This window comes from Photobacterium andalusiense (assembly GCF_900185625.1).
In the GTDB taxonomy this organism is placed as follows: Bacteria; Pseudomonadota; Gammaproteobacteria; order Enterobacterales; family Vibrionaceae; genus Photobacterium; species Photobacterium aquimaris.
In genome coordinates, this window is sequence record NZ_FYAJ01000002.1 from 202,988 (window position 1) to 228,451 (window position 25,464).

Annotated in this window: 22 protein-coding genes; 10 read left to right on the forward strand and 12 right to left on the reverse strand. The window is 37.2% G+C overall.

Annotated elements, in window-relative coordinates; translation table 11 throughout:
• Positions 1-4 precede the first annotated feature (4 nt).
• Positions 5-1,891 (reverse strand): FAD-dependent oxidoreductase, encoded by a 1,887-nt coding sequence (locus PAND9192_RS06440; RefSeq protein ID WP_087853065.1) that lies wholly within the window; start codon positions 1,889-1,891, stop codon positions 5-7.
• A 446-nt stretch (positions 1,892-2,337) separates the two neighbouring features.
• On the opposite strand from PAND9192_RS06440, the gene PAND9192_RS06445 reads away from it, so the two are divergent.
• Both PAND9192_RS06445 and PAND9192_RS06450 read left to right on the forward strand, forming a co-directional pair.
• Positions 2,338-2,952 carry a histidine phosphatase family protein gene (locus tag PAND9192_RS06445; RefSeq protein ID WP_087853066.1) on the forward strand — a complete coding sequence of 205 codons (615 nt, stop codon included), beginning with the start codon at positions 2,338-2,340 and terminating at the stop codon, positions 2,950-2,952.
• Between the two features lie 259 nt (positions 2,953-3,211).
• Positions 3,212-3,493: a hypothetical protein gene (locus PAND9192_RS06450; RefSeq protein ID WP_087853067.1), complete on the forward strand. Its 282-nt coding sequence runs from the start codon at positions 3,212-3,214 to the stop codon at positions 3,491-3,493.
• Between the two features lie 79 nt (positions 3,494-3,572).
• Here PAND9192_RS06450 and PAND9192_RS06455 read toward each other — a convergent pair whose 3' ends face one another.
• The gene (locus PAND9192_RS06455; protein WP_087853068.1) at positions 3,573-4,553 is read right to left on the reverse strand and encodes a GlxA family transcriptional regulator; all 981 of its coding nucleotides are present in this window, start codon (positions 4,551-4,553) and stop codon (positions 3,573-3,575) included.
• A gap of 164 nt (positions 4,554-4,717) precedes the next feature.
• Here PAND9192_RS06455 and PAND9192_RS06460 point away from each other — a divergent pair, with 164 nt between their 5' ends.
• A complete protein-coding gene (locus tag PAND9192_RS06460; RefSeq protein WP_087853069.1) occupies positions 4,718-6,568 on the forward strand; it encodes a beta-ketoacyl synthase in 1,851 nt (616 codons plus the stop codon).
• A 79-nt stretch (positions 6,569-6,647) separates the two neighbouring features.
• Positions 6,648-7,667 (forward strand): HAD family hydrolase, encoded by a 1,020-nt coding sequence (locus PAND9192_RS06465; protein WP_234998994.1) that lies wholly within the window; start codon positions 6,648-6,650, stop codon positions 7,665-7,667.
• A 107-nt stretch (positions 7,668-7,774) separates the two neighbouring features.
• On the opposite strand, the gene PAND9192_RS06470 is transcribed toward PAND9192_RS06465, so the two are convergent.
• The 3 genes from PAND9192_RS06470 to PAND9192_RS06480 form a co-directional block, all read right to left on the reverse strand.
• Positions 7,775-9,454 carry an ABC transporter substrate-binding protein gene (locus tag PAND9192_RS06470; protein ID WP_087853070.1) on the reverse strand — a complete coding sequence of 560 codons (1,680 nt, stop codon included), beginning with the start codon at positions 9,452-9,454 and terminating at the stop codon, positions 7,775-7,777.
• A 367-nt stretch (positions 9,455-9,821) separates the two neighbouring features.
• Positions 9,822-11,120 (reverse strand): DEAD/DEAH box helicase, encoded by a 1,299-nt coding sequence (locus PAND9192_RS06475; RefSeq protein WP_087853071.1) that lies wholly within the window; start codon positions 11,118-11,120, stop codon positions 9,822-9,824.
• A gap of 194 nt (positions 11,121-11,314) precedes the next feature.
• The gene (locus tag PAND9192_RS06480) at positions 11,315-12,961 is read right to left on the reverse strand and encodes an ABC-ATPase domain-containing protein (protein WP_087853526.1); all 1,647 of its coding nucleotides are present in this window, start codon (positions 12,959-12,961) and stop codon (positions 11,315-11,317) included.
• 596 nt (positions 12,962-13,557) lie between these two features.
• On the opposite strand from PAND9192_RS06480, the gene PAND9192_RS06485 reads away from it, so the two are divergent.
• Positions 13,558-14,448 carry a phosphotransferase gene (locus PAND9192_RS06485; protein ID WP_087853072.1) on the forward strand — a complete coding sequence of 297 codons (891 nt, stop codon included), beginning with the start codon at positions 13,558-13,560 and terminating at the stop codon, positions 14,446-14,448.
• 96 nt (positions 14,449-14,544) lie between these two features.
• A complete protein-coding gene (locus PAND9192_RS06490) occupies positions 14,545-15,240 on the forward strand; it encodes a RimK/LysX family protein (RefSeq protein WP_087853073.1) in 696 nt (231 codons plus the stop codon).
• 86 nt (positions 15,241-15,326) lie between these two features.
• On the opposite strand, the gene PAND9192_RS06495 is transcribed toward PAND9192_RS06490, so the two are convergent.
• From PAND9192_RS06495 to PAND9192_RS06515, 5 genes are all read right to left on the reverse strand, one after another.
• Positions 15,327-16,139, reverse strand: a complete 813-nt coding sequence (locus tag PAND9192_RS06495; protein WP_087853074.1) for a DUF2797 domain-containing protein — start codon at positions 16,137-16,139, stop codon at positions 15,327-15,329.
• Between the two features lie 486 nt (positions 16,140-16,625).
• Entirely contained in the window at positions 16,626-17,564 is a 939-nt protein-coding gene (locus PAND9192_RS06500; protein WP_087853075.1) for an amino acid ABC transporter permease, read from the reverse strand.
• A 2-nt stretch (positions 17,565-17,566) separates the two neighbouring features.
• On the reverse strand, positions 17,567-18,382 hold the full coding sequence (locus PAND9192_RS06505) for a transporter substrate-binding domain-containing protein (RefSeq protein ID WP_060997971.1): 816 nt from the start codon (positions 18,380-18,382) through the stop codon (positions 17,567-17,569).
• A 44-nt stretch (positions 18,383-18,426) separates the two neighbouring features.
• Entirely contained in the window at positions 18,427-19,230 is an 804-nt protein-coding gene (locus tag PAND9192_RS06510) for an amino acid ABC transporter permease (RefSeq protein ID WP_087853076.1), read from the reverse strand.
• Between the two features lie 7 nt (positions 19,231-19,237).
• A complete protein-coding gene (locus PAND9192_RS06515; RefSeq protein WP_060997970.1) occupies positions 19,238-19,975 on the reverse strand; it encodes an amino acid ABC transporter ATP-binding protein in 738 nt (245 codons plus the stop codon).
• Positions 19,976-20,427: 452 nt separating this feature from the next.
• Between PAND9192_RS06515 and aroG the strand changes: the two genes are divergently transcribed.
• Positions 20,428-21,480 carry a 3-deoxy-7-phosphoheptulonate synthase AroG gene (gene aroG / locus PAND9192_RS06520; RefSeq protein WP_200817802.1) on the forward strand — a complete coding sequence of 351 codons (1,053 nt, stop codon included), beginning with the start codon at positions 20,428-20,430 and terminating at the stop codon, positions 21,478-21,480.
• Positions 21,481-21,982: 502 nt separating this feature from the next.
• Positions 21,983-22,483, forward strand: coding sequence for a hypothetical protein (locus PAND9192_RS06530; protein ID WP_144018083.1), 501 nt, complete (start codon positions 21,983-21,985; stop codon positions 22,481-22,483).
• Positions 22,484-22,488: 5 nt separating this feature from the next.
• Here the strand turns inward: PAND9192_RS06530 and PAND9192_RS06535 are convergent, their stop codons facing one another.
• Positions 22,489-23,922 (reverse strand): hypothetical protein, encoded by a 1,434-nt coding sequence (locus tag PAND9192_RS06535; protein ID WP_087853080.1) that lies wholly within the window; start codon positions 23,920-23,922, stop codon positions 22,489-22,491.
• Positions 23,923-24,105: 183 nt separating this feature from the next.
• Between PAND9192_RS06535 and PAND9192_RS06540 the strand changes: the two genes are divergently transcribed.
• On the forward strand, positions 24,106-24,426 hold the full coding sequence (locus tag PAND9192_RS06540) for a DUF1840 domain-containing protein (protein ID WP_087853081.1): 321 nt from the start codon (positions 24,106-24,108) through the stop codon (positions 24,424-24,426).
• Positions 24,427-24,437: 11 nt separating this feature from the next.
• Here PAND9192_RS06540 and PAND9192_RS06545 read toward each other — a convergent pair whose 3' ends face one another.
• Entirely contained in the window at positions 24,438-25,055 is a 618-nt protein-coding gene (locus PAND9192_RS06545; RefSeq protein WP_087853082.1) for a DJ-1/PfpI family protein, read from the reverse strand.
• Between the two features lie 184 nt (positions 25,056-25,239).
• Here PAND9192_RS06545 and PAND9192_RS06550 point away from each other — a divergent pair, with 184 nt between their 5' ends.
• The gene (locus tag PAND9192_RS06550; RefSeq protein ID WP_087853083.1) at positions 25,240-25,440 is read left to right on the forward strand and encodes a DUF2986 domain-containing protein; all 201 of its coding nucleotides are present in this window, start codon (positions 25,240-25,242) and stop codon (positions 25,438-25,440) included.
• Positions 25,441-25,464 lie beyond the last annotated feature (24 nt).

The following is a 25,464-nucleotide window of genomic DNA, read 5'->3' on the forward strand; positions in this document are numbered from 1 at the left end:
GTGATCATGCTGTAATTGGTCGTAACCCACTAATTATTAAGTTTTTATCAACTTTATAATCAGTCGCGTAATGACGCAGTTTACAGTTATTACCATCATGACAACCACAGCTGAGACAACGTTTAGCTTCATTAATAGCAACTTGGTCACTATAACCGCTTTCAACCTCATTAAAACTTAAATGACGTTCATGTAGCTTAAGTTCTGCCATCTTATTGCGCATTACTTGTGTTAACGCATGCTCAAGTTCTGTTTCAATATCAGTGGCGTTATTAGTTGATAGTAATGAGCGCATCACATCTTTGAGTTTGTTGACATGATCTGGACGAATTAAATGGCTACGGCTAACATTACGTTCGCGGAATGATTCAGTGTAAAGCTTCTCCATATCGCCACCAAAATTAGCATCAATAGCTTGTGCTGCTTTACGACCATCAGCAATCGCCTCAATGGCTGTTGCTGGACCACGACGAAAATCACCGATGCCAAAAATATTATCAACGCCAGAGTACATCGTTTGTTCATCGGTATCGAGCGTGTTCCAACGACTCATTGGTAACTCAATGCTGTCATTATCTAAAAAGCGCGTATCTGTTTTTTGTGAAACAGCGGCAATCACAGTGTCAAATTCAGCATAGATATATTCACCTGTTGCTCTAGGTGAGCAACGACCAGAAGCGTCAGGTTCACCCAGTGCCATAGTTTCTAATTTAACTTGGCATACGCGACCATTTTCATCTGCAATATTTTCAACAGGGTTGGTTAAAAATAAGAATTTAACGCCTTCATGTTCAGCTTCTTCAATTTCATATAATTCAGCGGGCATTTCATCACGAGTACGACGATAGATCAGGGTCGTGTCTGCACCTAAGCGTAGCGCTGTTCGAGCGCAATCAATAGCAGTATTGCCGCCACCAATCACGGCTACTTTTTTACCAATCGTGTATTGCTTATCCAATATTTGATCTTTTAAAAAGTCGACACCAAGATAATGGCCTTTTAGATCAGTACCGTCATAACGCATTTCACTAGCAAGTGAAGCACCAACAGCCAAACACACTGCGTCATAATCTTGTTTTAGTGACGATAAGCTAAAATCAGTCCCTAATTTTTTATTGGTTTCGATTGTCATACCATTACGGCACATGATGTCAATTTCTTGATCTAATACATCTTTAGGTAAGCGGTATTCTGGAATACCATAACGTAACCAACCGCCAGCTTGTGGCATCGATTCAAAAACAGTGACGTTGTAACCTTCATTGCTGAGGAAGTAACCACAACTTAACCCACCAGGACCGGCACCAACAATAGCAATTCGTTGCGGTTTAGTTGGCTTTTTCGTTGGCGTATATGCTTGTAAAGAGGCTAAATCTATATCTGCGGCGTAGCGTTTAATTTGGCGAATTGCAATCGAACCATCGACTAATTTTCGTTGACATTTAGCTTCACAAAAAGCAGGGCATACTCGACCAATAGACAAGGGCATTGGTAAAGTTTTCTTGATAACTTCAATCGCTTTTTGAGGCTGATTAGTAGCAATAAAATAAAGATAGGATTGAATATCTACATCAGCAGGGCAAGCAACTTGGCAAGGTGGCACGCTACAACTGATATTAGGTGCAGATAAAAGCTGCTCAAGTGCATGTTTACGGCGTTGGTTCAAAGCGGTAGAAGTTGTGGTAACTTTCATGCCTTCAGTAGGGTAGACACGACAGGATTTGACTATACCACGGTGCTCAATTTCAACGTCACACAAGTCGCAGTTATGATGAAAACCATCAACATCACAGAGTGAGGGGATTGTAATGCCACATTGTTGTGCAGCGTTGAGCAAGGTTTGACTTTTATTTACCTTGAACGTTTTACCGTCAATAATGATATTTACCATTTAAGAGTCTCTATTCTTATTATCGACTGAGAGCAAAGTTGTTGTAATAACGTGGTGTGCCTCAGTGATGTTTAATTATTGTATGAATTACCTAAAAGGCTATATCCGTATAAGCCAAAGATACGAATTGCTTAAAAAAAGCAGAGATTAGACCATAGTAAACTGTCTATTTTATATTCGTAGTACAAATAGGGACGGCATAATAGCATGATACCTTTTAGGGATAAAGAGGGCTCATTTGTAATTTATTTTCATTTAATTTCTTTGTAATCATAGGCTTAAAAAAGGTAAGCGTTTGCGTGTCGTGGTTTTTAATGTGATTTAGATAAGAATGTTGAACGGGATTAATAAGAATAATTGCTATTAATTCAAGTTTGTTTTTGGCTTAGTTATTGTTGGTGATGCGCAGATGGTATAACCTAACATCCACTTTAAGGGGGAATGCCATGTCAAAAAGTATATTTTTATTACGTCACGGACAAACAGTTTTTAATGCACAACAGCGCTTACAAGGACATTGTAATTCTAACTTAACGAATTTAGGACAACAGCAAGCATTAGCTATTGGTTTATCGCTAAAAAATAAGTTAGCCAATAAAAGTCAATGGACTATTTATTCAAGTCCATTAGGTCGCGCAGTTCAAACCGCTGAAATTGTTGCTCAACAAATCGGTATTGACCCAAGTGACATTGTGCAAGATCCGCGTTTACAAGAGTTTTGTTTAGGTAATTGGGAACAAGCTTATATTCCAGACCTTAAAATGAAGCAACCACGGCTTTGCGAGCAGAAAGATTGGTATTTAATGGCACCAAATGCTGAATCGTATTTTAACGTTAAAGATCGCATCGAAGATTTTTTAGCAGATATTTCTGTTTCTGAAAATGCAATTGTGATTTCACATGGTTTAACAGGAGCTGTATTTCGCGGAGTCTATGTTGGCATGACCTATGATGAGGTGTTCTCTCAGGATTTACCTCAAGATGCCTATTTTTTATTAGCAAATGATAAAATTAGTCGTATTCAATGTGATATTCATAGTGTCAAGAGCCTAACGGTTTAAATCATTATTACAGCAAACTAAGTATCAGTTTTTTATCTTAAAAAGATTTATCTTTCTTTTTACGATAAAGTGTAATAAAACTTACTTTAAGTGGCAAATTTATACTTATGTTCATGGTCGGTTCATTTATAAGGCGCTACTATTTAGAACGATAATAAAAGTATTGAATTGATGTTCGCATAAGCAGACTTATCAGGTACATGATAAATGTTAAGATAACTTAACGGCCTGATTGATATGATTTTAGAGAGGCGTGTCCATGAGAAATTTACTTACTGGTTTTTTTGCTGTTGTAATCGGCTTATTTGCAGTTTCTTTTGCTGCTATTATGGCACTATTCCTTGGTATTGCGGCGATGATTGCGAAACCATTTATTAAACGTAAACTTGCTGCCGAAGGTATGCAATACGAAGAAAAGAACTTTACAGAAGGTTTTGCTGGCCAAGATGAAACAATGAATAGTGTGTTTCGTCAACAACGTCAAACAACTTCAAACGTGATTGATGGCGAATACGAAGATGTAACAAGTCGAAAATTTTAATCGACGCCGTCACTCACTTATTAGAATAAAAACGCCTAGTCTTAGCGCTAGGCGTTTTTATTGGTTTTATAAATGTTGATTATTGAACGTTGTAGGCTTTTGCCTTCACCATATTACGATATTGAGAAGGGGTAATATTAAATTCTTTTTGAAACCGTGTTGAAAAATGATACGGATCTTTATATCCCACCTGTTCTGATACATCAGATAATGACATCCCAAAATCACGCAATAACTCTTTAGCGGTTTCCATTCGTATTTTTTGCAGATATTGATGGGGGGCTTGTCCCACTTGATCTTTAAATTTACGATTGAAGCTCCGTAAAGGTAGACCACAATGCTGGGCAATTTGCTGAGTCGTTAATGGTTGCGACATACAGCGTTGCATCCAATCTTGTGCTTGAGCGATAGATTCATCAAATTGTACTTGACCACCAATCTCATAAAAAGGTTGATGACCTGATTTACTTATTTCATGGCCATAATGAGTTTCGATGGTATTAGCAATTTTCTGACCATAGTATTTAGAAATTAAAAACAGCACCATTTCTGTCTGTGAGTTAATACTTTCAGTGCAATAAAGACCATTAGCCGAGGTAATAGATGCCTGACGATTAAGTTTTATTTGTGGGTAACGTTGGGAAAATTTGTCATAAAAATACCAATGAGTTGTGGCTGTTTGGTGATTTAATAATCCAGTTTCAGCTAGCCATGTAACGCCTGTTCCTGTGGCAATTATCTGCGCACCATTATGATATTGCTTAATTAGCCATGCGGGTATTTGAGGGTGTTTTGCAATTGAAGAGATAGGGTTTCCCCACATCGGTGGCACAATAATAATGTCAAAATTTGTATCATCTTCAAAGGTAATATCGGGTTGAATGCGAATACCTGCGGTTAACGTAGGCGATGCTAAACTGGAAGCAATTAGCTTAATTTCAAACGGCGATTGTTGCTGAGTTTTACGATCACGCAGACTTGCAGCACTGGTTAACATCTCGGCACTTAATGAGATTCCAGTGATAAGTGCCCGGTGGAAAAGAATAAAACCTACTCGCATTATTTTTGTTTCCGTCGTAATTGATTACAAAATATACGTTAGAGTAATATTTTGGTTAGTTTGGCTGGAATACAAGTAATTTTGGCACAAACGTAGAGTGAATCATAGGTTAATACTGATATTCTGATTTCAACGGTGTATTAAATCGATCTCAGGATATTAAAATGGCAAAATTACCGCTAATTGTGGGTTTAGGTGGCATCAATGCTGCTGGTCGTAGTTCAGGCTTTCATAGCTATAAGCTGATGATCGCTGATGTACTATCTGATGATGTAATGCAATCAACATGGCAAGATCTTGCTCGTCGTATGGGACTGAGTGACGATGGTGCTATTACCGAAGATATAATTACCGCGATTAAAGCGGGCACTTGCGTGCGCCGTATTCATTCTTTTGATCCTGATAATTTGCTATATCAATATAAAGCGAATTTAAATTCAGCAGATGATCAGATCACATTTACATTGCGTAAATCTAAATTACCTAATCATATTCCGTCGAACTGGCAAGTTGATATTCAAGGTGCAAAAGCGGTGATCACCGTAATGGGTAACCTTGACGCATTAGTAGAAGGCCGTGTTGCTTTTCCTGTTTCAAGTGGCGGTAATATTCCTACTGGTTTTGAACCAAGCAAATTATACAATTCTCGCTTTCACCCACGAGGCTTGTCGCTAACGGTATATGGCGCTTCAGATGCCCTTAATTCATTAGGTTTTGAGTGGAATGAAGTATTACGTCATATTCGCCCTGATGAAGTCTCTGTGTACGCTGGAAGCGGGCTAGCACAAATTGATGATAACTCACTAGGGGGCATGATTGCTGCGCACCTTACTGGTGGGCGTGTTAGTTCAAAGATGATGGCTTTATCTTTTGCTGAAATGCCAGCAGATTTTATTAACGGCTATGTGATCAACAGTATTGGCGCAACAGGTACGAATATGGGGGCATGTGCAACGTTCCTTTATAACCTTCGCCAAGGTATGCATGATATTCAGCATGGCAAAGCAAAAGTTGTGATTGTCGGTAATGCCGAAGCACCAGTAGAGCCTGAGATCATGGAAGGCTTTCGAGTGATGGGTGCACTGGCTGAAGATGAACAATTAAAAACGCTTGATGGTATCGATAGTGTTGATAACCGTCGAGCTTGCCGTCCATTCTCATCCAATGCTGGTTTTACAATGGCAGAGTCAGCCCAATTTGTGGTGTTAATGAATGATGAATTAGCCCTTGAATTAGGCGCTAATATTTATGGTTCTGTGGCTGATGTATTTGTTAATGCGGATGCCAATAAAAAGTCAATTTCAGCGCCAGGTGTAGGTAACTATGTCACTGTGGCAAAAGCGGCGGCATTGGCAAAGGCGATCCTAGGTGAAGAGGGCGTGAAGCAGACATTTGTCCAAGCACATGGTACCGGAACGCCACAAAACCGCGTCACAGAAAGCCATATTCTTAACGAAGTTGCTAAAACGTTTGGCATTGAAAGTTGGCCTGTTGCTGCAATTAAATCGTATGTAGGCCATTCTATGAGTGCCGCTGCTGGTGATCAACTTGTCGCTTCTCTTGGTGTATGGCAATACGGTTGGTTACCCGCGATTAATACCATAGATCATATTGCTGATGATGTGCATTGCTCTAATCTTAATATTTTAATGGAGCACACTTATGCAGGTGAGTATGGTCAAAACTATAAAGCAGTTATTCTTAACGCTAAAGGTTTTGGTGGCAATAATGCATCGGGTTTAGTGTTATCACCACAACAAACTATTGCGATGTTAACCGCTAAATACGGTAATGATGCTATGGCTGTTTATCAGACGCGCAATCAGGCTGTTAAAGCTGTTACAAGCAGTAATGATGTTAATGCATGCCAAGGACAAGAAACTATTCGTTATCAGTTTGGTGAAGCAGTGATGGATGAGCATTCAGTAACCATTACACCTGATGCGATTAAATTGTCTGAGTTTGAACATGCTATTGTGCTTAATAGTGTTAACCCTTACGCAGATTACAACTAGAATCAAATAAAACAAAAAGCAGGTTATCGAAGACCTGCTTTTTATTACCATTAAAAACGAATAACAAGGATCTAGCTTTGTGACTAGAAAAAAAAGGGTAGCAATATGGGTGGGTATCGCTACGTTACTTGCCGCATCAACATCGGCTTATAGTGCAACATGCAGTCATGATGGTGATGTTTTACCATTATGGAATAGTAGTGCGAGTCGTAGTGCTATTACTCAGTTTGTTAACGAAGTAACAACCGTCGGTAATCCCGATTACGTCAAGCCCAGTGCACGTATTGCGGTGTTAGATAACGATGGTACATTGTGGCCTGAAAAGCCAACTTATACGCAGTTTTTGTTTGCCTTTAGTCAGATTAAGCATGAAAGTGCACAACATCCTGAGTGGAAAACAGAAACACCGTATAAGTGGGTACTTGACAACAACACCAAAGCTATTTTTGCAAAAGGTTGGGGGGCATTACTGCCTATTCTTGCAACATCTCAAGCAGGATTAACGCCTAAGCAATATAATAAAGATGTCTTAAATTGGCTCTCAACAGCGCAGTCTCCCCGTTTTAAACGTTCATATACAGACTTAGTTTATCAACCGATGATAGAGTTGATTGATTATCTCCATGCGCATAAATTTAAGGTGTTTATTGTAACGGGTGCTGGTGGTGCATTTGTTAAACCGTGGAGCGAAGCTATCTATCACATTCCCGCTGAAAATGTGATTGGTACTGCCTTTGGTTATACCTATAAAGATGGCACACTGATTAAAAACAATAAGTTGGTCTATATTGATGACGGTCCACAAAAAGCGATCAATATTGCGACGATTATCGGTAAGCGTCCTATTCTTGCTGTTGGTAACTCAACGGGCGATCAAGCGATGCTATCATGGACAACCTCTCAAAAAGGTGCCAGTTTAGGGATGTTAATCCATCACACCGATGCTGAACGTGAGTGGCAATATGGCGCTGATTCTTTTGAAGGTAAATTTACCCCTGCATTGATGCAAGCTGCAAAACAACATCAGTGGCAAGTAGTTGATATGAAAAAAGATTGGTGCCGAATCTTTCCAACCAAAGCGGAACGTCGTTCATTATAGATAGTGAGCTATATGATGTAGTGCTATAGCTAAAATGTACAACAGAAGCAAAACTAAAAAAGCCGAGTAAGATAGCAATCTTAACTCGGCTTTTTGTTAGTTAAATATTACGATTTTTTTGGTGCTATTGGTTTAAGATCAAGAACATGTAATACACGCTCTGGTGTTCCTTCCCATATCATAGGGCGTCCTTTCGGATTGGCTTCATTCCACCATCCAGTAAAGCGTTTGGTGTTGTATTGATAGAAGTTAGGGCCAGATAATACAGGTATCGTCACCATATTCTCAGCTAATAATGCTTGAATTTTATGTGCGATAGTCATTTGCTGATCGTGTTTATTGGTTTGGTAAAAACTATCAAGTAAGCCATCTAGCTCTGCATTTTTCCAGAAGTGCATAGCAAAACGTGGCATACCGTCTTTCTTTTGATAACGAGAATGATAGGCGGATTCCCAGTATTTATGCGGGCTAGCACCATGGAAATAATTGGTATAAGCAATGTCATAATCGGCGGTGATCATTGCTTGGTTATAGACAGAAAAATCAGGAGTGCGAGCCTGAGTTTTAATACCTATTGCATTTATCTGCTCGGATGCAAGTAACACAATATTATTAAAATCAGTCCAGCCATTGGGTGATTGTATCTCTAAGGTCAGCTTCTTACCGGTTGGTGTTTCTACAAATCCATCGCCATCTTTATCAATAAAGCCAGCTTTTTTCAGTAAGGCTTTAGCTTCTTTAACGTTATGAGTCATATAAGGTTTATATTTCTCATGGGTTTTTTTATTCGACCATGATTCAAAGCCATAGCCAAGCCCTGAAGCAAAATCATTCACCTTACCGTTACCATAAATAGCTATATCAATGATTTCTTGACGATTTAAACTCATTGAAAAAGCACGTCTAAAGTCAATATTTTCAAGAGCTTCTTTCTTAGCTGGATCAGTAGAGTTAAAGTTTAATACGAAAGATTGCGTACCAGCTGGTGGATACCAATAGCCATGATTTTTAGAGGCATTAACAAATACACGATCAATATCAGGGACGAATGAGCCGGCCCAGTCAATTTCAGAGTTGATTAAATCAGCCAATACTTGATCATTATGATTCTTTTGTGGAATACGTAAGCAATCAACTTTTAACTTGTCATTATCCCAATAATGAGGATTACGGCATTGAGTAAAGAGACTAGGAGTAAAGCGTTCAATTTCTGTAAATGGCCCTGTACCGACAGGATGTTCATTGGTAAAGGTTTCTGGTTTATCTATTTTGCTCCAGATATGTTGTGGCACGATAGGAATACTGACCACATCATTAACTAGGCTGGTATTGACTTCGTTAAAGATAAACGTAATAGCGTAATCATTATCTTTTTCTATTTTGTTAATACGCTTAGCGATCCCTCTATCATCTAAGGCACTGTTTGCCTTTATCATATCAAAGGTATAAAGAATGTCATCAGCGGTAAACTGTTCGCCATCTGACCATTTAACGTCATCACGAAGATCAAATGTTAACGATAACAAATCATCACTAACGGTATAATTCTTGGCGAGACGAAATACCGGAATATTGCCTTTAAGTTCATTGAATATAACCAAAGGTTCATAAATAAAATCACGAGCAGTGTGCAAGCGAGAATTAATAAATGGGTTAAAATTTCGAATTAACTGCGGGTTGTGATTGGGAATAATGGTTAAGTATGATTTTTCATCAGCTTGTTCAGTCGCTAAAGCAGCGGTAGACATACTGGATAGCAGGGCAATAAAGATCAACGACAGTCGCATATATACCTCAAATAAAGTTAAATAATATCAATCAATAACATAATTTTGTGAGGTCATTAGAATGTGTATTTTATTATATATCAATAAGATAAATTCATTATTGGTCGTGGGATAAATAGAGGAAGTAAAAAAATGGTGTTATTTGATCATCATCGTGTATTTGTTTTACGAAACAGATCATATTTTATAGATAATAATGTTTGTTGGGTTGGTGGTAAAACAGATAAAAGTGACGTTTAACAATATGATGACGGATAATAATAAATTCTAGGGTGTTACATTTAATCACGATTAATTCTGGAGTTTTATCACAAAGCTTCGATAGTGATTAACCATCGAAGCTTTGTGATTGATTCACATTTGAAAATTACTTCTTCAAACGAGTGATCTTAGTTGCTTTACTGCTAATTGCTTTACGTAAACGAGCACGACGTTCAGCAGCTGATTGATCTTGAGTCGGATTATTTTGACGACCCGCACGATCACGATAAGCAGCTTTGGTGTTCATGCGCTCAACTAATGCTTCACGGCTCTTTGGCTCGTAACCTTCTAATTGTACGCGGTGAATGCGTTGATTAATCAAACGCTCGATTTGAACTAAAGTAAGTTCTTCTTCACGGCTAACAAATGAGATTGCATTACCTTTTTGTCCTGCACGACCAGTACGGCCAATACGGTGTACATAGTCTTCAGCAAGGAAAGGCATGTCGTAGTTTACAACATACGGTAAGTTTTGAATATCTAGACCGCGAGCAGCAACTTCTGTTGCAACCATAACGCGTGCTTTACCTTCTTTAAACTCTTCTAATGCACGACGACGAGCACTTTGTGCTTTATCACCATGGCAAAGTACCGCTTTAATACCATCAAGCTTTAGTTCTTTAACTAGTTGGTTTGCAGTTTCTTTGTAGTTTACAAAAACTAACACTTGTGGCCAGTTTTTCTTACCAATCAATTCAGATAGCATTTCACGTTTGCGATCTTCATCAACAGGGTAGACTACGTGTGCAACCGTTGACGCTGTACTGTTTTCTGGTGTTACAGTAATACGTTGTGGCTTACGTAGAATATCTGCCGCTAATGCGTTCATTTGTGCAGAAGAGGTTGCAGAGAACAGCATTGTTTGTGGCTTAGTGCGAATATCTTCTAAAATAACGCGAATAGCACCGATAAAGCCCATATCAAGCATACGGTCAGCTTCGTCAAACACTAAAAATTCTAAGTTAGCTAATGAAACGTTATTTTGTTCCATGTGCTCAATTAAACGCCCCGGTGTTGCTACAAGAATATCAACACCTTGTTCTAGGCGTTTTTCTTGTGATGACATTTTCTTACCACCAAAGATAGCGGCACAATTAATGTTAGTATATTTTGCGTAATCGTTAATATTTACTGAGATTTGTTCAGCCAATTCACGCGTTGGTGCCAGAATTAATGCGCGAACGTTAAAACGAGTTTTGGTTGCTGGTTTATCCAACAACTTTTGAATAATAGGTAGTGCGAAGGCTGCTGTTTTGCCTGTACCTGTTTGTGCTAAAGCTAAAATATCAGCACCACGTCGTGCTTGAGGAATAGCTTTTTGTTGAATTGGGGTTAATTTCTCATAACCCATCTCAGTTAATGCTTTAACGAGATCTTGAGAAAAACCTTGAGATAAAAATGACATGCTGTGTTCCTAAACTGTCGGCCTATGCCGATTACATTCATAAACTAATGATTATTTTCAGCTTATGAATGTAATCTGCGAATAAAATGACCGCATATTATAGTTGATTGTAGCTTATTTCGCTACTGTATCCTGAGTTAACATAAACCCCGCATTGAGCGGGGTTTAGAGAATAACCGAGTTTGGCCTAAGGCTTACTTAAATTCAGCTTTACGCATTCGGTTTAAAACCGCCATTACCTCGATAACACGAGGCTTAGCCATTTCACCGTATTTAGGCATCATATCAGCCCAATTGTCGTGCAACATCTTGGCAAATGCATGGCTAGGATTTTTTTCCCAACCTTTAGTTTGTGCAAGTTGGAACCACAAGTAACCAATAGCCAACAGTTGGCTTGAGTGCGCAATTTGCTCTAGTGCTTGTAGGTCAATGTATTCACGACCAAAACGTAGTGATGTTTTGTCTTTTACCTGAATACGGAACTTGCCTTCTTCTAGCATTGATTGCAAGGCACTACGGTTTATTTGTCGTGTGCGAGGGTGAACAATAACCTCTGTTCCTTCTTGTTTACGACGCGTTGGGTGAGAAGCAACAACCGCACGTGCTTTTTCGGTTACATCAATAGCATCATAATTGTGCATTTGAATAACAGTATCTGCGACATCAAGATAGTCACCAGAGCCACCCATTACTAGCATTACTGAAATGTTGTGCTGATCGCGCAGTAGTGCGATACGGTCAACTAATGGTGTAATTGGCTCATCTTCTTTACAGATCAATGCTTGCATACGCTCATCACGGATCATGAAGTTAGACGCAGAGGTATCTTCATCAATTAATAAAGCTTCAGCACCAGCTTCAATGGACTCTTGCAGCCATGATGCTTGTGAGGTTGAACCTGACGCATTTTGACTACTAAACGCAGTAGTATCTTTACCCATAGGTAAATTGCTGATGTAAGGCGATAGATCAACATTGTGAACACAACGGCCATCTTCAGCACGAATTTTAGCTGCAGCATCATTGGTTACAACATATTCACGGCCGTCGCCAGGAACATGATCATAGATCGAGCGTTCAATAGCACTTAGCAGTGTTGACTTACCGTGGAAACCACCACCAACGATAAGCGTAATACCTTCAGGAATACCCATACCGCGAATCTTACCTTTATGCGGTGCTTCTAACTCCACCGCTAGGTTATCAGGGCTTAGGAATGGAATAGCATCAGGTAGTGGCAAATCACTGTTACCTGCAATACGAGGTAATAAGCTGCCATCAGCAACAAAGGCTAATAATTTATGTTGTTTTAGTTGGCTACGTAGCGCAACTTGATCTTCTACTGCCTCACAGTGACGTTGTAACTCATCCATTGGTAATTCACGTGCGATAGTGGCACGTCGAATCATTTTTGGTAAATAGAAAGTCAGTAGATTAAGGGTTTTTTTCGCAATAATAGTACGACCATCAGATGGCAGATTAATGCGGAAACGTAATTCAATACCTTCATCATCAAATACGACAGAGGTACGATCTAGAATTGTTTGTCCTGGCATGTCAATTAAGACAGCGTTGTCTTGCTGGGATAAATCAGCAAAGAAGCGTGCAATAAAATCACGAGCTGCACGCTGATAATCAGTCGATTTTCCACGTAGCCATTCAAGGTCAGTGAGTGACCATGCGCGACGAGCACGAACGCGAGAAGCTGGCGCAAAGGGATCCGACTGAACGGTATCGATAAAAAAGTCGAAATCAACAAAGTGATATTCACCGCGCATACTTGAATAGCTGCGGTAGTTATGACGGTCAATTTTATGGAGTTTGGCTTCGAGTAATTGCATATCGCCCCGATATCGTTCGTTATTGAATGCAGAGCGCATAATGAGGTCGGCTCTGGTCGCTGGATATTACACTAAACACTGGCTTTTGGCATGAAAACTTTAGCTAGCTCACAAAAAACAGCTAAAAAGTAGGCGTATTTCAACGACTATAATGATGAGAATGTAAAGTCATTTTATATCGAACAAAAAAATACAATTCGATTATATCATTACAAAACGAAGTATTTTTTATGATGCATTAATTCGCGAAGATAATACATATTAGCGGAATACCCATTTAGCATAAATATACCTCATATCTATATGTTTTTTTGCTTGATTTTGCATGTTATAAATTAGTTATTTTTATAGAATAAAATTACGTAGTTTAGAACTCTAAATTATCAGTAAAAAAAAGTGATTATTATCACTAAAAATGAAATTGTAACTAAAGGTAAACTATTTTCGTCTTTTCTATTCCTCAATACTGGTTATCTTTGCTGTTATGATGCATTCTTAAAACATAAAACAACGAAAAGTCACATAAAACCAATGATTTATTCCATAAAGGTATAAATCATCTGTATTGTGTGACCATGATGATCAAGGTACTAAAGATGAATAAACCCCAGCTAAAAACCATTGCTGAAAATGCGTTTATGGCAATGTTTCGTCGCAAAGCTGACGTGTGTGATATTCAGGAAACCTTTTATGGTTGGGTCGTTTTTCTGGCCTCAGGGAAGTCGAAAATTGTGGTTAAATTTTCACGTGAAGTCGGTCGTATAGGAAAAGAAGTCGCGAGTTTAGAGCAGTTACGTAAAATTGTGTCATGCCCAGTGCCTGAGATTTATTTGTTTGGTCGAGAAGGTGGGTATGATTATATCGTTTTAGATTGGCTCGAAGGGATCTCTGCGCACCAATTACCTGAAGATTCTAAAGCGGTGATGACATTTAGAGAAGATTATACTGATATTCTATTAGCACTTCATGATCATCAGCATCCACAAGGTTTTGAGCTTTCAAATGGCGAGTTTAGTCAAAACTTGGGGTCAGCATTTGATGATTGGATGGGAAGCGTATATCACTACTTGATGAGCATAGGTTCTCCTTTCAGTGCTGCTCTAAAAGATAAATTTACCGCTCTTTGGGAAGATAGGAGCAAAGTATTAGCTCCGATTGCCCATGAATCATCATCATTTGTTCATGATGATTGTCATATTGCTAATGTGTTGTTTGATCCTACTACTTTTAAAGTCGCTGGTTTGTTAGATCCTTGCGATAGTGGTTTTAAACATCGAGAACTGGATGTAATTCATCTATTTGATGTCCGTAGTGACTTACATATTGCAGAGCGTTATCTTGAAAAAAGTCACTTAGATGATGGCTTTGAAGAACGTCGCCATTTTTTCAGTCTATGGGATGATGCGAAACATAGTCGCAATATGGGCTGGTATAATGAACAATGGTTAACCAATAAGTTTTCATTATATGAAGCGGCAGCACATTAGAAAGGCTACTGATGGCAGATGATTTATTTGGCATAACGTTAAACCACGTATTATGGTTAATTACGGCCTGTATAAATGTAATAGAAGAGAGAATGTATGAAGAAAACTGCAGTAGGTTTATTGGCCTTGTCGCTTTTTGGTTGTGCTCAACAGCCATCACTAAAAGACCAATCACAACCAACAGTTTCAACAACACCAACAGTAAAACCGTTGGTGTTTGCTTCGATGGTGACCGCTGCTGAAATGCAAGCAGCCTCCAAAGCTCAAACTATTGCGGCTGAAAAAAAAGCTCATAGAGCTAAGAAACAGGCCTTAGCTGCAACTGAAGTAACAACCGATAAAATAACTGCTTCAACGGCATCAAAGAAGTTAACCAAAGTAAACCATGAAGCAAGCTCTAAAACTAAAGATGGTATGTTAGTGTTAGGTCATCATGAGTGGGTATTGATTTTGTCAGGCGCTAAACATATTTCGGCTTATGTTGATCCTAAATCTTCTACATCTCGAGTCGGTGTTAAAAATCTGGTTGAGTTTGAGCGTAACGGCGATAATTGGGTTAAATTTATATTTCAAGGTAAAGAATATAAATATCCTGTCGATGCTTGGTCAAAAACTGATAATAACACCCGTTTACCTATCGTTTTATTACGCACAAAGCTGGGTGAGCGCAACGATGAAGTTGAATACCAATTGATAGATGGCGGCAATGGGGTAGTGTTAGGCAAAAACTTTATGCGTGATATTGCTATTCAAAATAGTCAACGTAAATATGTACAGCCAAAAGCAAAATAAGCTTTATTTGCCTCAAAATAATACATAAAAAGCGGCATTGCTCTTACTCAAGATCAATGCCGTTTTTAGTTGTCAGCAGCTTATGATTATTCCGCAACAATAACTTCGTAACTGCTAAATTTACGGATATTAATCACACCAGTATCAAATAATAAATACTGGCCTTTAATACCCTCAAGAATACCGCTAACAACCGGTTCCTTATCAAAATTGTGAGATGCTATTTTGGTTGGAAAATGATCAACAGGATAATGAATATCAACAATATCATTAGTTAAATATTCAATTGCATCTTCACCAAACTCTGCAGTGATCTCCGCCAGTTTTTGTTTTACTTCTGGCAGTAGTAATTGTGCTTGTTGATGTAAATCGATATCTGTATTGTTGCCTTTTAGCATGGTGCGCCAATTGGTTTTGTCAGCCACCATTTCAGCAATAGCAACTTCCACTAAACCTGAGATTTGGCGTGTTTTTACTTTTAAAACTGCCAGTGCTTGTGTAGCCCCTTGATCTATCCAACGAGTAGGAAGTTGAGTATGACGAGTAATACCGACTTTTAGTGCAGAGGTATTAGAAAGATACACATAGTGAGGCACCATGCAGTTATCTTCTCCCCACTGTGGTTCGCGGCAGGTTCCTTTTGCGTAATGGCAAGTTTCTGGCTTCATTATACACATATCACAACTTGCCAGTTTTTTCATACAAGGAAAGCAATGTCCTTGTGAATAACTCTTCTTGGTTTTCTTACCGCATGAACAGCAGAATATATTACCTGTATGAGTAAGGGTTAATTGCTTACCAATAAAAGGGTTTAGGTGAAGTTGTTGATCGCCAATAGGAAGGTAGTAATCGACAACCTCTCCAAGCGATGATTTCATTTTGCTAAGTGTACCTTGCATGCTCTTGCTCACAGATTATTTTTTTTATGAGTTTATCAGGGATTGGTATTAACCCCTAGATCTCTTAATAATTTACAGTATTAGATTACTCTGTTTTTAGTCTTAGTTTTAATTGAAGTGGTTGTGTTTTTTCTTGGGGTGAGAAAAAAATGCTTAAGATTTTTTTTGAAATAAAGCTATGTGTATCTAATTGAGCATATTTTTAGAATCATATAATTTGAATTTACTTACAAATAATGTGGGGTTGCGATCAGGGCTGTGGGAACTTTATCTCAAACATCAGGAATAATACTATAATTTAATTAATGTATTAATTGAGGTGATATAATATGAGGTTTTTTATACTAGCGTGGATGAATAAATATATTGATTTAGTCAGTAAGAAAAAAATATATAATCTGTATAAATGACAATATTTAATGGTAATACTGTCAATAGAAAATAGACACCCCAAATAATTAATATTTAGGGATGCCTAAGTTGTTATCAACGTTGTAGATGACGTGAGCTGTGTTTTTCTAGTTTTCTAAATAATAGCGATAAGCTAAAGCATAATATAAAATAAACAGCGCCAACAATGAGCCATATCTCAAAAATATACCCAGAAGAGTTAGCTATTTCTGAGCCAGTAAATGTCATTTCCTGTATAGAAATCAATGAGATAATTGATGAGTCTTTGACGATGGAAATAAACTGTCCAGCCAGCGTGGGAACGATAGCAGAAAATGCCTGTGGGAATATCACAAATCGAAATCGACTGTACGTAGATAATCCTAATGAATCAGCTGCTTCCCATTGACCTTTGCTAATTGTATCAATACCAGAGCGAATAATTTCAGCAATATAAGCCGCAGCAATCAGCCCGACACATAAGACACCTGAAAATAAGTTCTCCCATAAGTTACTGTGTCCAAATAATATTATTTGCAATACATTTTCTTGACCGCTGTAGTGGCGGAATAAATGACTTAATCCTAGCAGTGGAATAAGTTGATTTGAAATGAAAAAGTAAAAAATAAACACAAAAACAAGCGGGGGTATATTACGTACAACTTGAATGTAACTACTTGCAATCAAGTTGATGATCTTAAATGATGAACGATGTGCAAGCGCAAGCAATAAACCCACTGTTGCCGCAAAAATCATTCCCCATATACTTACTCGAATTGTACTAATAATCCCTTGAATAAAGTAAGGGATACCGCCATCGTGACTACACGTAAATACAAGCTCAAGTGCTCGATGCCAGTGCCAGTTATAGTGGATACCTACCGAAGAGCGGTAGGCTAACCATCCAATAAAACAGCTAATAATGATGAGTAAAATAACATCGAGTTTATTTAGCTTAAAATTAAAACGACGGCCCACAGGCGAGGGAGAACCCGCCTGTGGTACGTTGTTACATGACGTTTTAGTTACAGTCATTATTATTTAGTCTCGTTAACCTGATCTTGCCATTTCATGGTTTTAAACCAGTACTGGTAACGACTATTTAACCAACCGTCTTCAGTGCGCACTTGAATCCAGTTATTGAGGAAGTTAAGTAAGTTAAAGTCACCCTGACGAATAGCAAAACCTGTTGCGTAACGTGTTAATGGTTTCTTAAATGGCATAAATAAACTATTTGGATTTTTAAGCACCATTTGCTCTGGCGTTGGTGTTGATGCTAGTGCTGCTTGAGCATTGCCATTTAATACTTCTTGGAAAGCTTGAGTTTCATCATCAAACTGACGTAATTTTGCTTTTGGAAATAATTTACGTGCCGTTTGAACAGGGTAGGCACCACTACGAACAGCAATAGTTACACTACGTTTGTTATAGTCAGCAATTGTTGTCATTTTTGATGCAAGCTTTTTATTTGCAACCATTTGAACTGCTGAGTATGAGTATGGATGAGTGAAAAGAACACTCATATTTCGCTCTGGTGTAATCGTTAATCCACCAATAATAACATCAAACTTACCTGCTAATAGTGCTGGAATAATACCATCCCAAGCGGTAGGTACGAATTCAATTTTCAAACCAGCATCAGCAGCTAAACGTTTTGCAACATCAACTTCAAAGCCAATCAAATCACCTTGTTTATCGCGCATAGCCCAAGGGACAAATGTAGATAAACCGACCCGTAATGTGCCGCTTTCTTTTATTTGCTGTAAAGCATTTGTATCGTCTGACGCAAAGGCATTGGTAGCCCCTAATAAGCAAGTAAAAACGGTAAGTAATACCGCAATGAAGCGTTTCATAGCTTTCTCCATTGGTTCATATGGTTCATATAAATATTAGAATATTAGTGGTTAGGAATAGTTAAACGACGTTCTAACCAAGTTGCTAGTGCTGATAATGTTAATGTTATACAAAGATAAATTGCTGCGACAGTAAACCAGACTTCAAATGGCATCGCAGTATCAGCTACAATATTTCGTCCTTCCGTTGTTAAATCAAATATAGCCATGATACTGACAATGGAAGAATTTTTTACTAAAGACACTGCTTCATTTGTGAGCGGTGGAATAATTTTTCTAAACATTTGCGGAATAACAACAAATCGATAACTATCTATTTGTGATAGACCTAAACTTTCTGCGGCTTCAAGTTGACCCTTAGGTATTCCTTGTAAACCAGAACGGAAAATCTCAGCGCTGTATGCACCTTGAAATAACGATAATGCTAAGATTGCTGTAGTCGTGCGTTCGAGACCTAATACTGGCCCAAAAACAAAATACAGTAAGTAAATTTGTACCAGTAAAGGTGTACTGCGAATAACTTCAATATAACCACGAGCAAGACTGCGACCGACGATCGAATCCGACATTCGTAATAATGCGGTAATAAAACCGATCACGATAGTGCAGATTAAACTGAAGCCTGATATTTTCAGCGTTACCATTAAGCCTTCAATCAACTCACCTGGATACCATTGGCCATCTTCATAAAACCAAAGATGTTCAGGAATACGGTACCATTGCCAATGATAATGCATTGCTTTTGCGCCGCTATTAAGCAGCAACATAATAATTGAAGCAACGCAAATCACCTGTAATGCAATGCCGATGAGGTGAGGAATTCGAGATCGTCTATCTTGGGTCATCATTTTGATCTTAATAACTAAGAATATTTTCGAGAAATTGTTGTGTACGTTTATGCTGAGGATGGTCAAAAAGTTGCGCTGGAGCCGCCATTTCAACAATCTCACCTTGATCCATAAACACAACCCGATCAGCAACTTGACGTGCAAACCCCATTTCATGAGTAACACATACCATTGTAATCCCATCATCGGCAAGTTCTTTCATTACATCAAGAACTTCGCGGATCATTTCAGGATCAAGTGCAGATGTGGGCTCATCAAATAGCAATATATTAGGTTTCATGCATAAGGAACGAGCGATCGCAACACGTTGCTGTTGCCCACCTGAAAGTTGCCCTGGGAACTTATCTGCTTGGTGACCAATATGCACTCGTTCCAAAAAATTACGGGCAAGCTTTTCAGCATCAGCTTTAGACATTTTTAACGCACGGCGAGGCGCTAATGTTAAATTATCTAATACGCTCATATGAGGAAATAAGTTAAAGTGTTGAAACACCATACCTACTTGACCTCGTATTGCATGAAGCTCTTTATGGTTTAATGAATGCCCAGCAACGGTTATTTCACCATTATTATATTTCTCTAAACCATTAATACAGCGAATTAAGGTCGATTTTCCTGAGCCTGATGGCCCACAAATGACTAACCGTTCACCTTTTTTAATTGAAAGATTAATATTCTTTAATGCATGATAATGGCCGTACCATTTATCAACATTATTAAATGTGATTATATTGTTTTCAGACAATGCTGCATCCCTTAAATGTAATTGATATCTACTTATACATCATTAGTTATGTTTTTTTATGATTAAAGAATCACATAATTATTAAAATCATATATTAATTGTTATAAATATTTATATTATAAATATATTGAGCATGTGTATATTTTTTTTTAAAACTGTAGGCTTCATAATAATAAGTCGGTCTTGGTATATTTTACAGGCTTTCTATTCTCCAGTGTAATAATTATTTTATATTTTTAATGTTTTCTATTCATATATTGTCATTTATGTGCAGAATAACGCAACACTTATAAAGAAATGTCAGGGTTCATTCAGTTTTTGATTAAATAACAGTTTGCACTCTAAGTTTTTAAACGATAAGTTAAGCAAATGTGTCAAATTGAAGATTATATGGTTATTTGTCTTGGTCGACTAATTACTGTGTATTAAAAGGAATTATAGGAAGAATGGAAATGCATAAAACGGATGATGTTCGAATCAGTGAAATTAAAGAGCTTTTACCACCAATCGCTGTGTTAGAGAAGTTTCCTGCATCTAATAAAGCGGCCGAAACCGTTTACCAATCACGCCAAGCTATTCATAACATCTTAAACGATGAAGATGATCGATTATTGGTCATTGTTGGCCCTTGTTCTATTCATGATCCTGTGGCTGCATTAGAGTACGGTAAGAAATTAAAACAACTTAGAGATGAGCTTCAAGGTGATCTTGAGGTTGTTATGCGAGTCTATTTTGAAAAACCACGTACGACGGTTGGCTGGAAAGGGCTGATTAATGATCCGTATATGGATAATAGCTTTCAGCTTAATGATGGTTTACGTATTGGACGCAAGCTACTCGCAGATCTAACAGATTTAGGATTACCAACGGCTGGTGAGTTCTTAGATATGATCACACCTCAATATATGGGGGATCTTATCAGCTGGGGAGCTATCGGTGCACGTACCACTGAATCACAAGTGCATAGAGAACTGGCATCAGGACTTTCTTGTCCTGTAGGTTTCAAAAATGGTACTGATGGTAATATCAAAATAGCAACGGATGCTATCGGTTCAGCAAGCGCACCTCATCACTTTTTATCTGTCACTAAATATGGCCACTCTGCGATTGTAGCAACGGCAGGTAATGAAGATTGCCACATTATTTTACGTGGCGGTAAGGCACCAAATTATGGTGCTGATGATGTCAATCAAATTATGCAACAGCTTGTAAATGCTGGGTTGCGCAATAAGCTTATGATTGATTTTAGCCATGCCAATAGTTCAAAACAATATCAACGTCAAGTGGTAGTCTCTGCTGATGTCGGCCAGCAAATTGCGAATGGTAATAGTGCAATTTTTGGCGTGATGATTGAAAGTCACTTAGTTGAAGGTCGTCAAGATATCGTAGAAGGTAAAACACCAACATACGGTCAAAGCATTACTGATGCGTGTATTGGTTGGGATGATACAGACAAAGTTCTGCGTCAACTTGCTAGTGATGTTAGAGCTCGCCGTCAAAAATAATAAGTCAGTGGTCTAAAATACACACTACATCATAACAAAACGATGGCTCCTGCTTATATAAAGTAGGGGCTTTTTTATTGGTGGAGTCTACAGCCATCATTAAATTCAATATCAAAATGTTCCCCGTAGTGATATTGATTAACGAGATGCTCATTAAAAGGGAATTGACAATATATATTGTAATTATGGTGTAGTCCGTTAGTGATAAAAGCATCAAAAATATCATGAGTGTCAGCTATAAGTGTTTTTTTATCCATAATGATTCCTAAAGTCGGTAGTCAATAAGTCATACTACGAAAAGACATTGCTTGTTATATAAGTGTACAGTTGATGTGGCATCGGCATGCAAATAAATAATCTAATATGTACAGTAAATAGGACACTATTCATTATTATTATTTACTAAGGAAATTATTCTTTTTAAATTAAAGTTGCTAATACTTTATAAAGTGTATGCTTATAGTGCTAAGAGCGTTTTATTGTCCTTAATGACGAGGAAGAAATGATGCCTAATCTAATATCAAAACGTATAGTAAATATTGGTTTAATATTCACGGCCTTGTTTAGCATTTGTGCTCAATTCTCTTATGCTAACAATATGACATCTACAGCAACAGTGATTTCAGTTACGCAGGCTTATATTAACCATCAAACGAAGATGCGACAGTTGCAGCAGAATATTGTCTATCATCCAACATTGGGTTACATGGAGTATCAACAAATTTGGTGTAATAATGATCAGCAACGGGCAAGAATCAACTACCAGCGTTTTATTACTGATATTTGTTTAAAAAGAGGGGGGAAATTAACTAATAATTGGTGCGTAATTTCGAAAATACGGCAACCGCTTTTTTATACGGATGTAAGTGATTATGATGCTAATTGTACGACAAATCATGCAACTATCGTACAGATTATTGAAGTATTACCAATGATAAATAAAGATCCAATCATAGCGAAAGCATGGTTGCAAACAGCCCAAAGTTTAGGATTTAATCAATAAGCTGATTAACTATCGATCCATTTTTCAAATAACTGCTGGCTAATAAGTTGATTAAGATCATATTGTACTGTAGTCGTATTTGGCGTAGTTTGAGTAAAATCTGTTGGTGGTGTTAATACTCGATGACCATTATAAATAACACTGTAATTTTTATTAACATTAAGAACGATTTTATAATGCTTTGCTCTTATTTTAGGTAGAGTGAAAGTACCATTATTTTCTATATGAAACGTAAGTGATTTAGGATATTCATTCAGTATTTTTTCTGCGTATTTATGAGTGAATTTTTCAATTAAATTTTTATTATCACAGAGTAATGAGAAATTAATTATAGGATCTTTTATTTTTCCATTAGTAAATAATGGTGCTAATTTAGAATAGAAACTAGGTGTTGATATGTTTATTTGATCATTATCATCAAGTAAAGCTCTATTGATATCAGCATTCATTTCCAAATTTAATTTCTTAAGTTGCTTTATTTCTAAACCAATAGCATCACAAGGGTGCGGTTTGATGTTCATAAGACGTCTTTCAGCTAAGTTATTGTTAGCAAAAACTAAATCTTTCTGTAAGTAACTATCGAAAACTTGTTTATCATAATTTGGCTCAAAGTGACCATTGAGTTCTACCATTGTATGCCATAGTTTTGGAGCATAATGGTCAAAAATAGCATTGATTTGTTTTTGGTGATTAACTGGAACTTTAGTGATTAATTCATCATGATTATAATAAATACAAGCATAAGGTGAAACGATATTTAGTTTTTTATAATCACCTAAATATGTTGAACAATTAATAGTATCATGCGCTTTATATTTAAATTTAAGATCAGATATTAAAGTGAAAATCAAATCATTATTTAGTTTAATTGCGTGTAACTCTTCTTTTAGTTCTCGGCGTAATTTCGCATAGTATTGTTGTTTTTCTTTAATGGTGTTTTTTATCATCGCAATGTTTTCAATATGTTGTTCTTCATTCATATCCATGATCGATAAACGTGTATTGATTAATGCAATTTCTTGTTGGTAATAATGCAATTTATTATTAACATCGTCTTGAAGTTGTCTTTTTAAAATATTAACTTCAATCATATTTCTTTTATAAATTAATGCACTGTTATAAAGTGATTGTACAAAAACATTTGAATCATCAATATGAGTTTGATTAAATTGATAAATTAAATGATAAATATCTTCAAGATAATGTGGGTTAGATAACCAATTTGAGTTGATTAATAATTGTGATGAATTTTTAAGGTTCGTAAAATCTGATGGGACCTTAAAAGGGCTATATGTATCAGTAATAATGAACCCTTGCTGTTCTTTTGATGTGATTATTTCAGGATCGATATTAAAAGATGAATAATCAATATGGTTATAATCATCACACCCGGTAATGATGCATAAAAAAATCAAAGAAAAGCTTGAAAAGATGTTCATTTTTAAATGGTTAGATTTACTCTATCAATAATATGCATTATACCTATGTAATTCCCATATACAAGGTGCATAATGCTTGTTTTTATTTTATGTCTAATTGGTGATCGACTGTAATTACCATGTAATAAATAATGGTTATATGGTTAAATATGGCAACATTTAATATTAAGATTGGAGGCGACAATGTTAGTAACATTTAGTACTAAATCTCATGGTAATGTCATTATGTTTGGTGATGTAGCTCATTCATTAATTACGATGATGGGGTTTGGAACCGATGTACCAGGGGCAATTAAAGCAGAAGATGTTGCTTGCGCGCTGGCAAATTTAGAAAAAAAACTCACACAAATAGTGCAGCAACAGCCAGAAAAAATAGTACCAGAGATTGATAATAAGGATGAAAACGAAACTGAAATACAGATTGGTCTTGCTGTTCGTGCTGTTCCTCTTATCGAATTACTTAAAGCAGCTATTTCAGCAAAAAGTTATGTGATGTGGGAATAAGATTTAAGGTTTTATTTTACTAAGTGTAATGGCGCAAATGGATCATCGTCAGGATCATTTAACCATAAATATTCAGTATCGGCAGCAATACGACGCGCAGTGGCATCACCGTATTGATGACCGATAATTGCCAATGACATATCGAGACTTGCTGAGCTGCCAGATGCAGTAAAGATATTATTACTATGCACCCAGCGAGCAGAAGTTTGCCATTGTATATTACATCCAAACTGAGATACCCAGTCGAGGTGTTTTTGGGTTGTTGTCGCTGTGCAATTATTAAGTAGGCCTGCATTAGCAAGTAATGCCGCACCTGTTGAGGTCGAACATATAATTTGTTGTTGGGGGGCCACTTTTTTTAACCAACTTAAAATATGCTCATTATGGGTAGCAAATCTCATCCCAACGCCGCCTGGAATAATTAGAATCCCTGCAGCAATATCGTCATTAAAACTTAGCATTGGTTGAAGGCTAACACCTTGCGCACTACTAACGTTTTGACCGTCGGTGGTGATGATTTGTAATTGGTAATACTCAGGCAATAAACCAAACATGTGCAATGGGCCGAGTGCATCAAGTAACTCAAATTGTTCAAAAAGCAAAATAGTAACAGTTTGTTGTGTGGCCATTTTATATACCTTGTAATAAAGATAATGTAATTAGTAATAGTCTAATAAGTCATGTTTGGCTGTGCTTAAGATGATAATTTAGCTTTTATAATTGCATTATGAGGATAATGCTTGTTATTCAGCTGCGAATGATTACAATCAGCCCCCTGTTTAAAAATGGCTCAAAATATCAGCTGACACGATTATGAATAGAAAGAAAAAAATTAACGAAACGTTAAAAAAGAGAATGAAGAAGGCAAATGCTAAGCTAAACAAAAGCAATAAGCCTCGTTATATTTCTAAAGCAGAACGTGCCAAGCTTGATGAAGAAGCTGCACAGGTTACTGAAACTACAGATGTAACATCGGATACTACTATTGATAATGATATTGAATCAGCAAGTTAATCAATAGCAAAAAAATGAATTTTA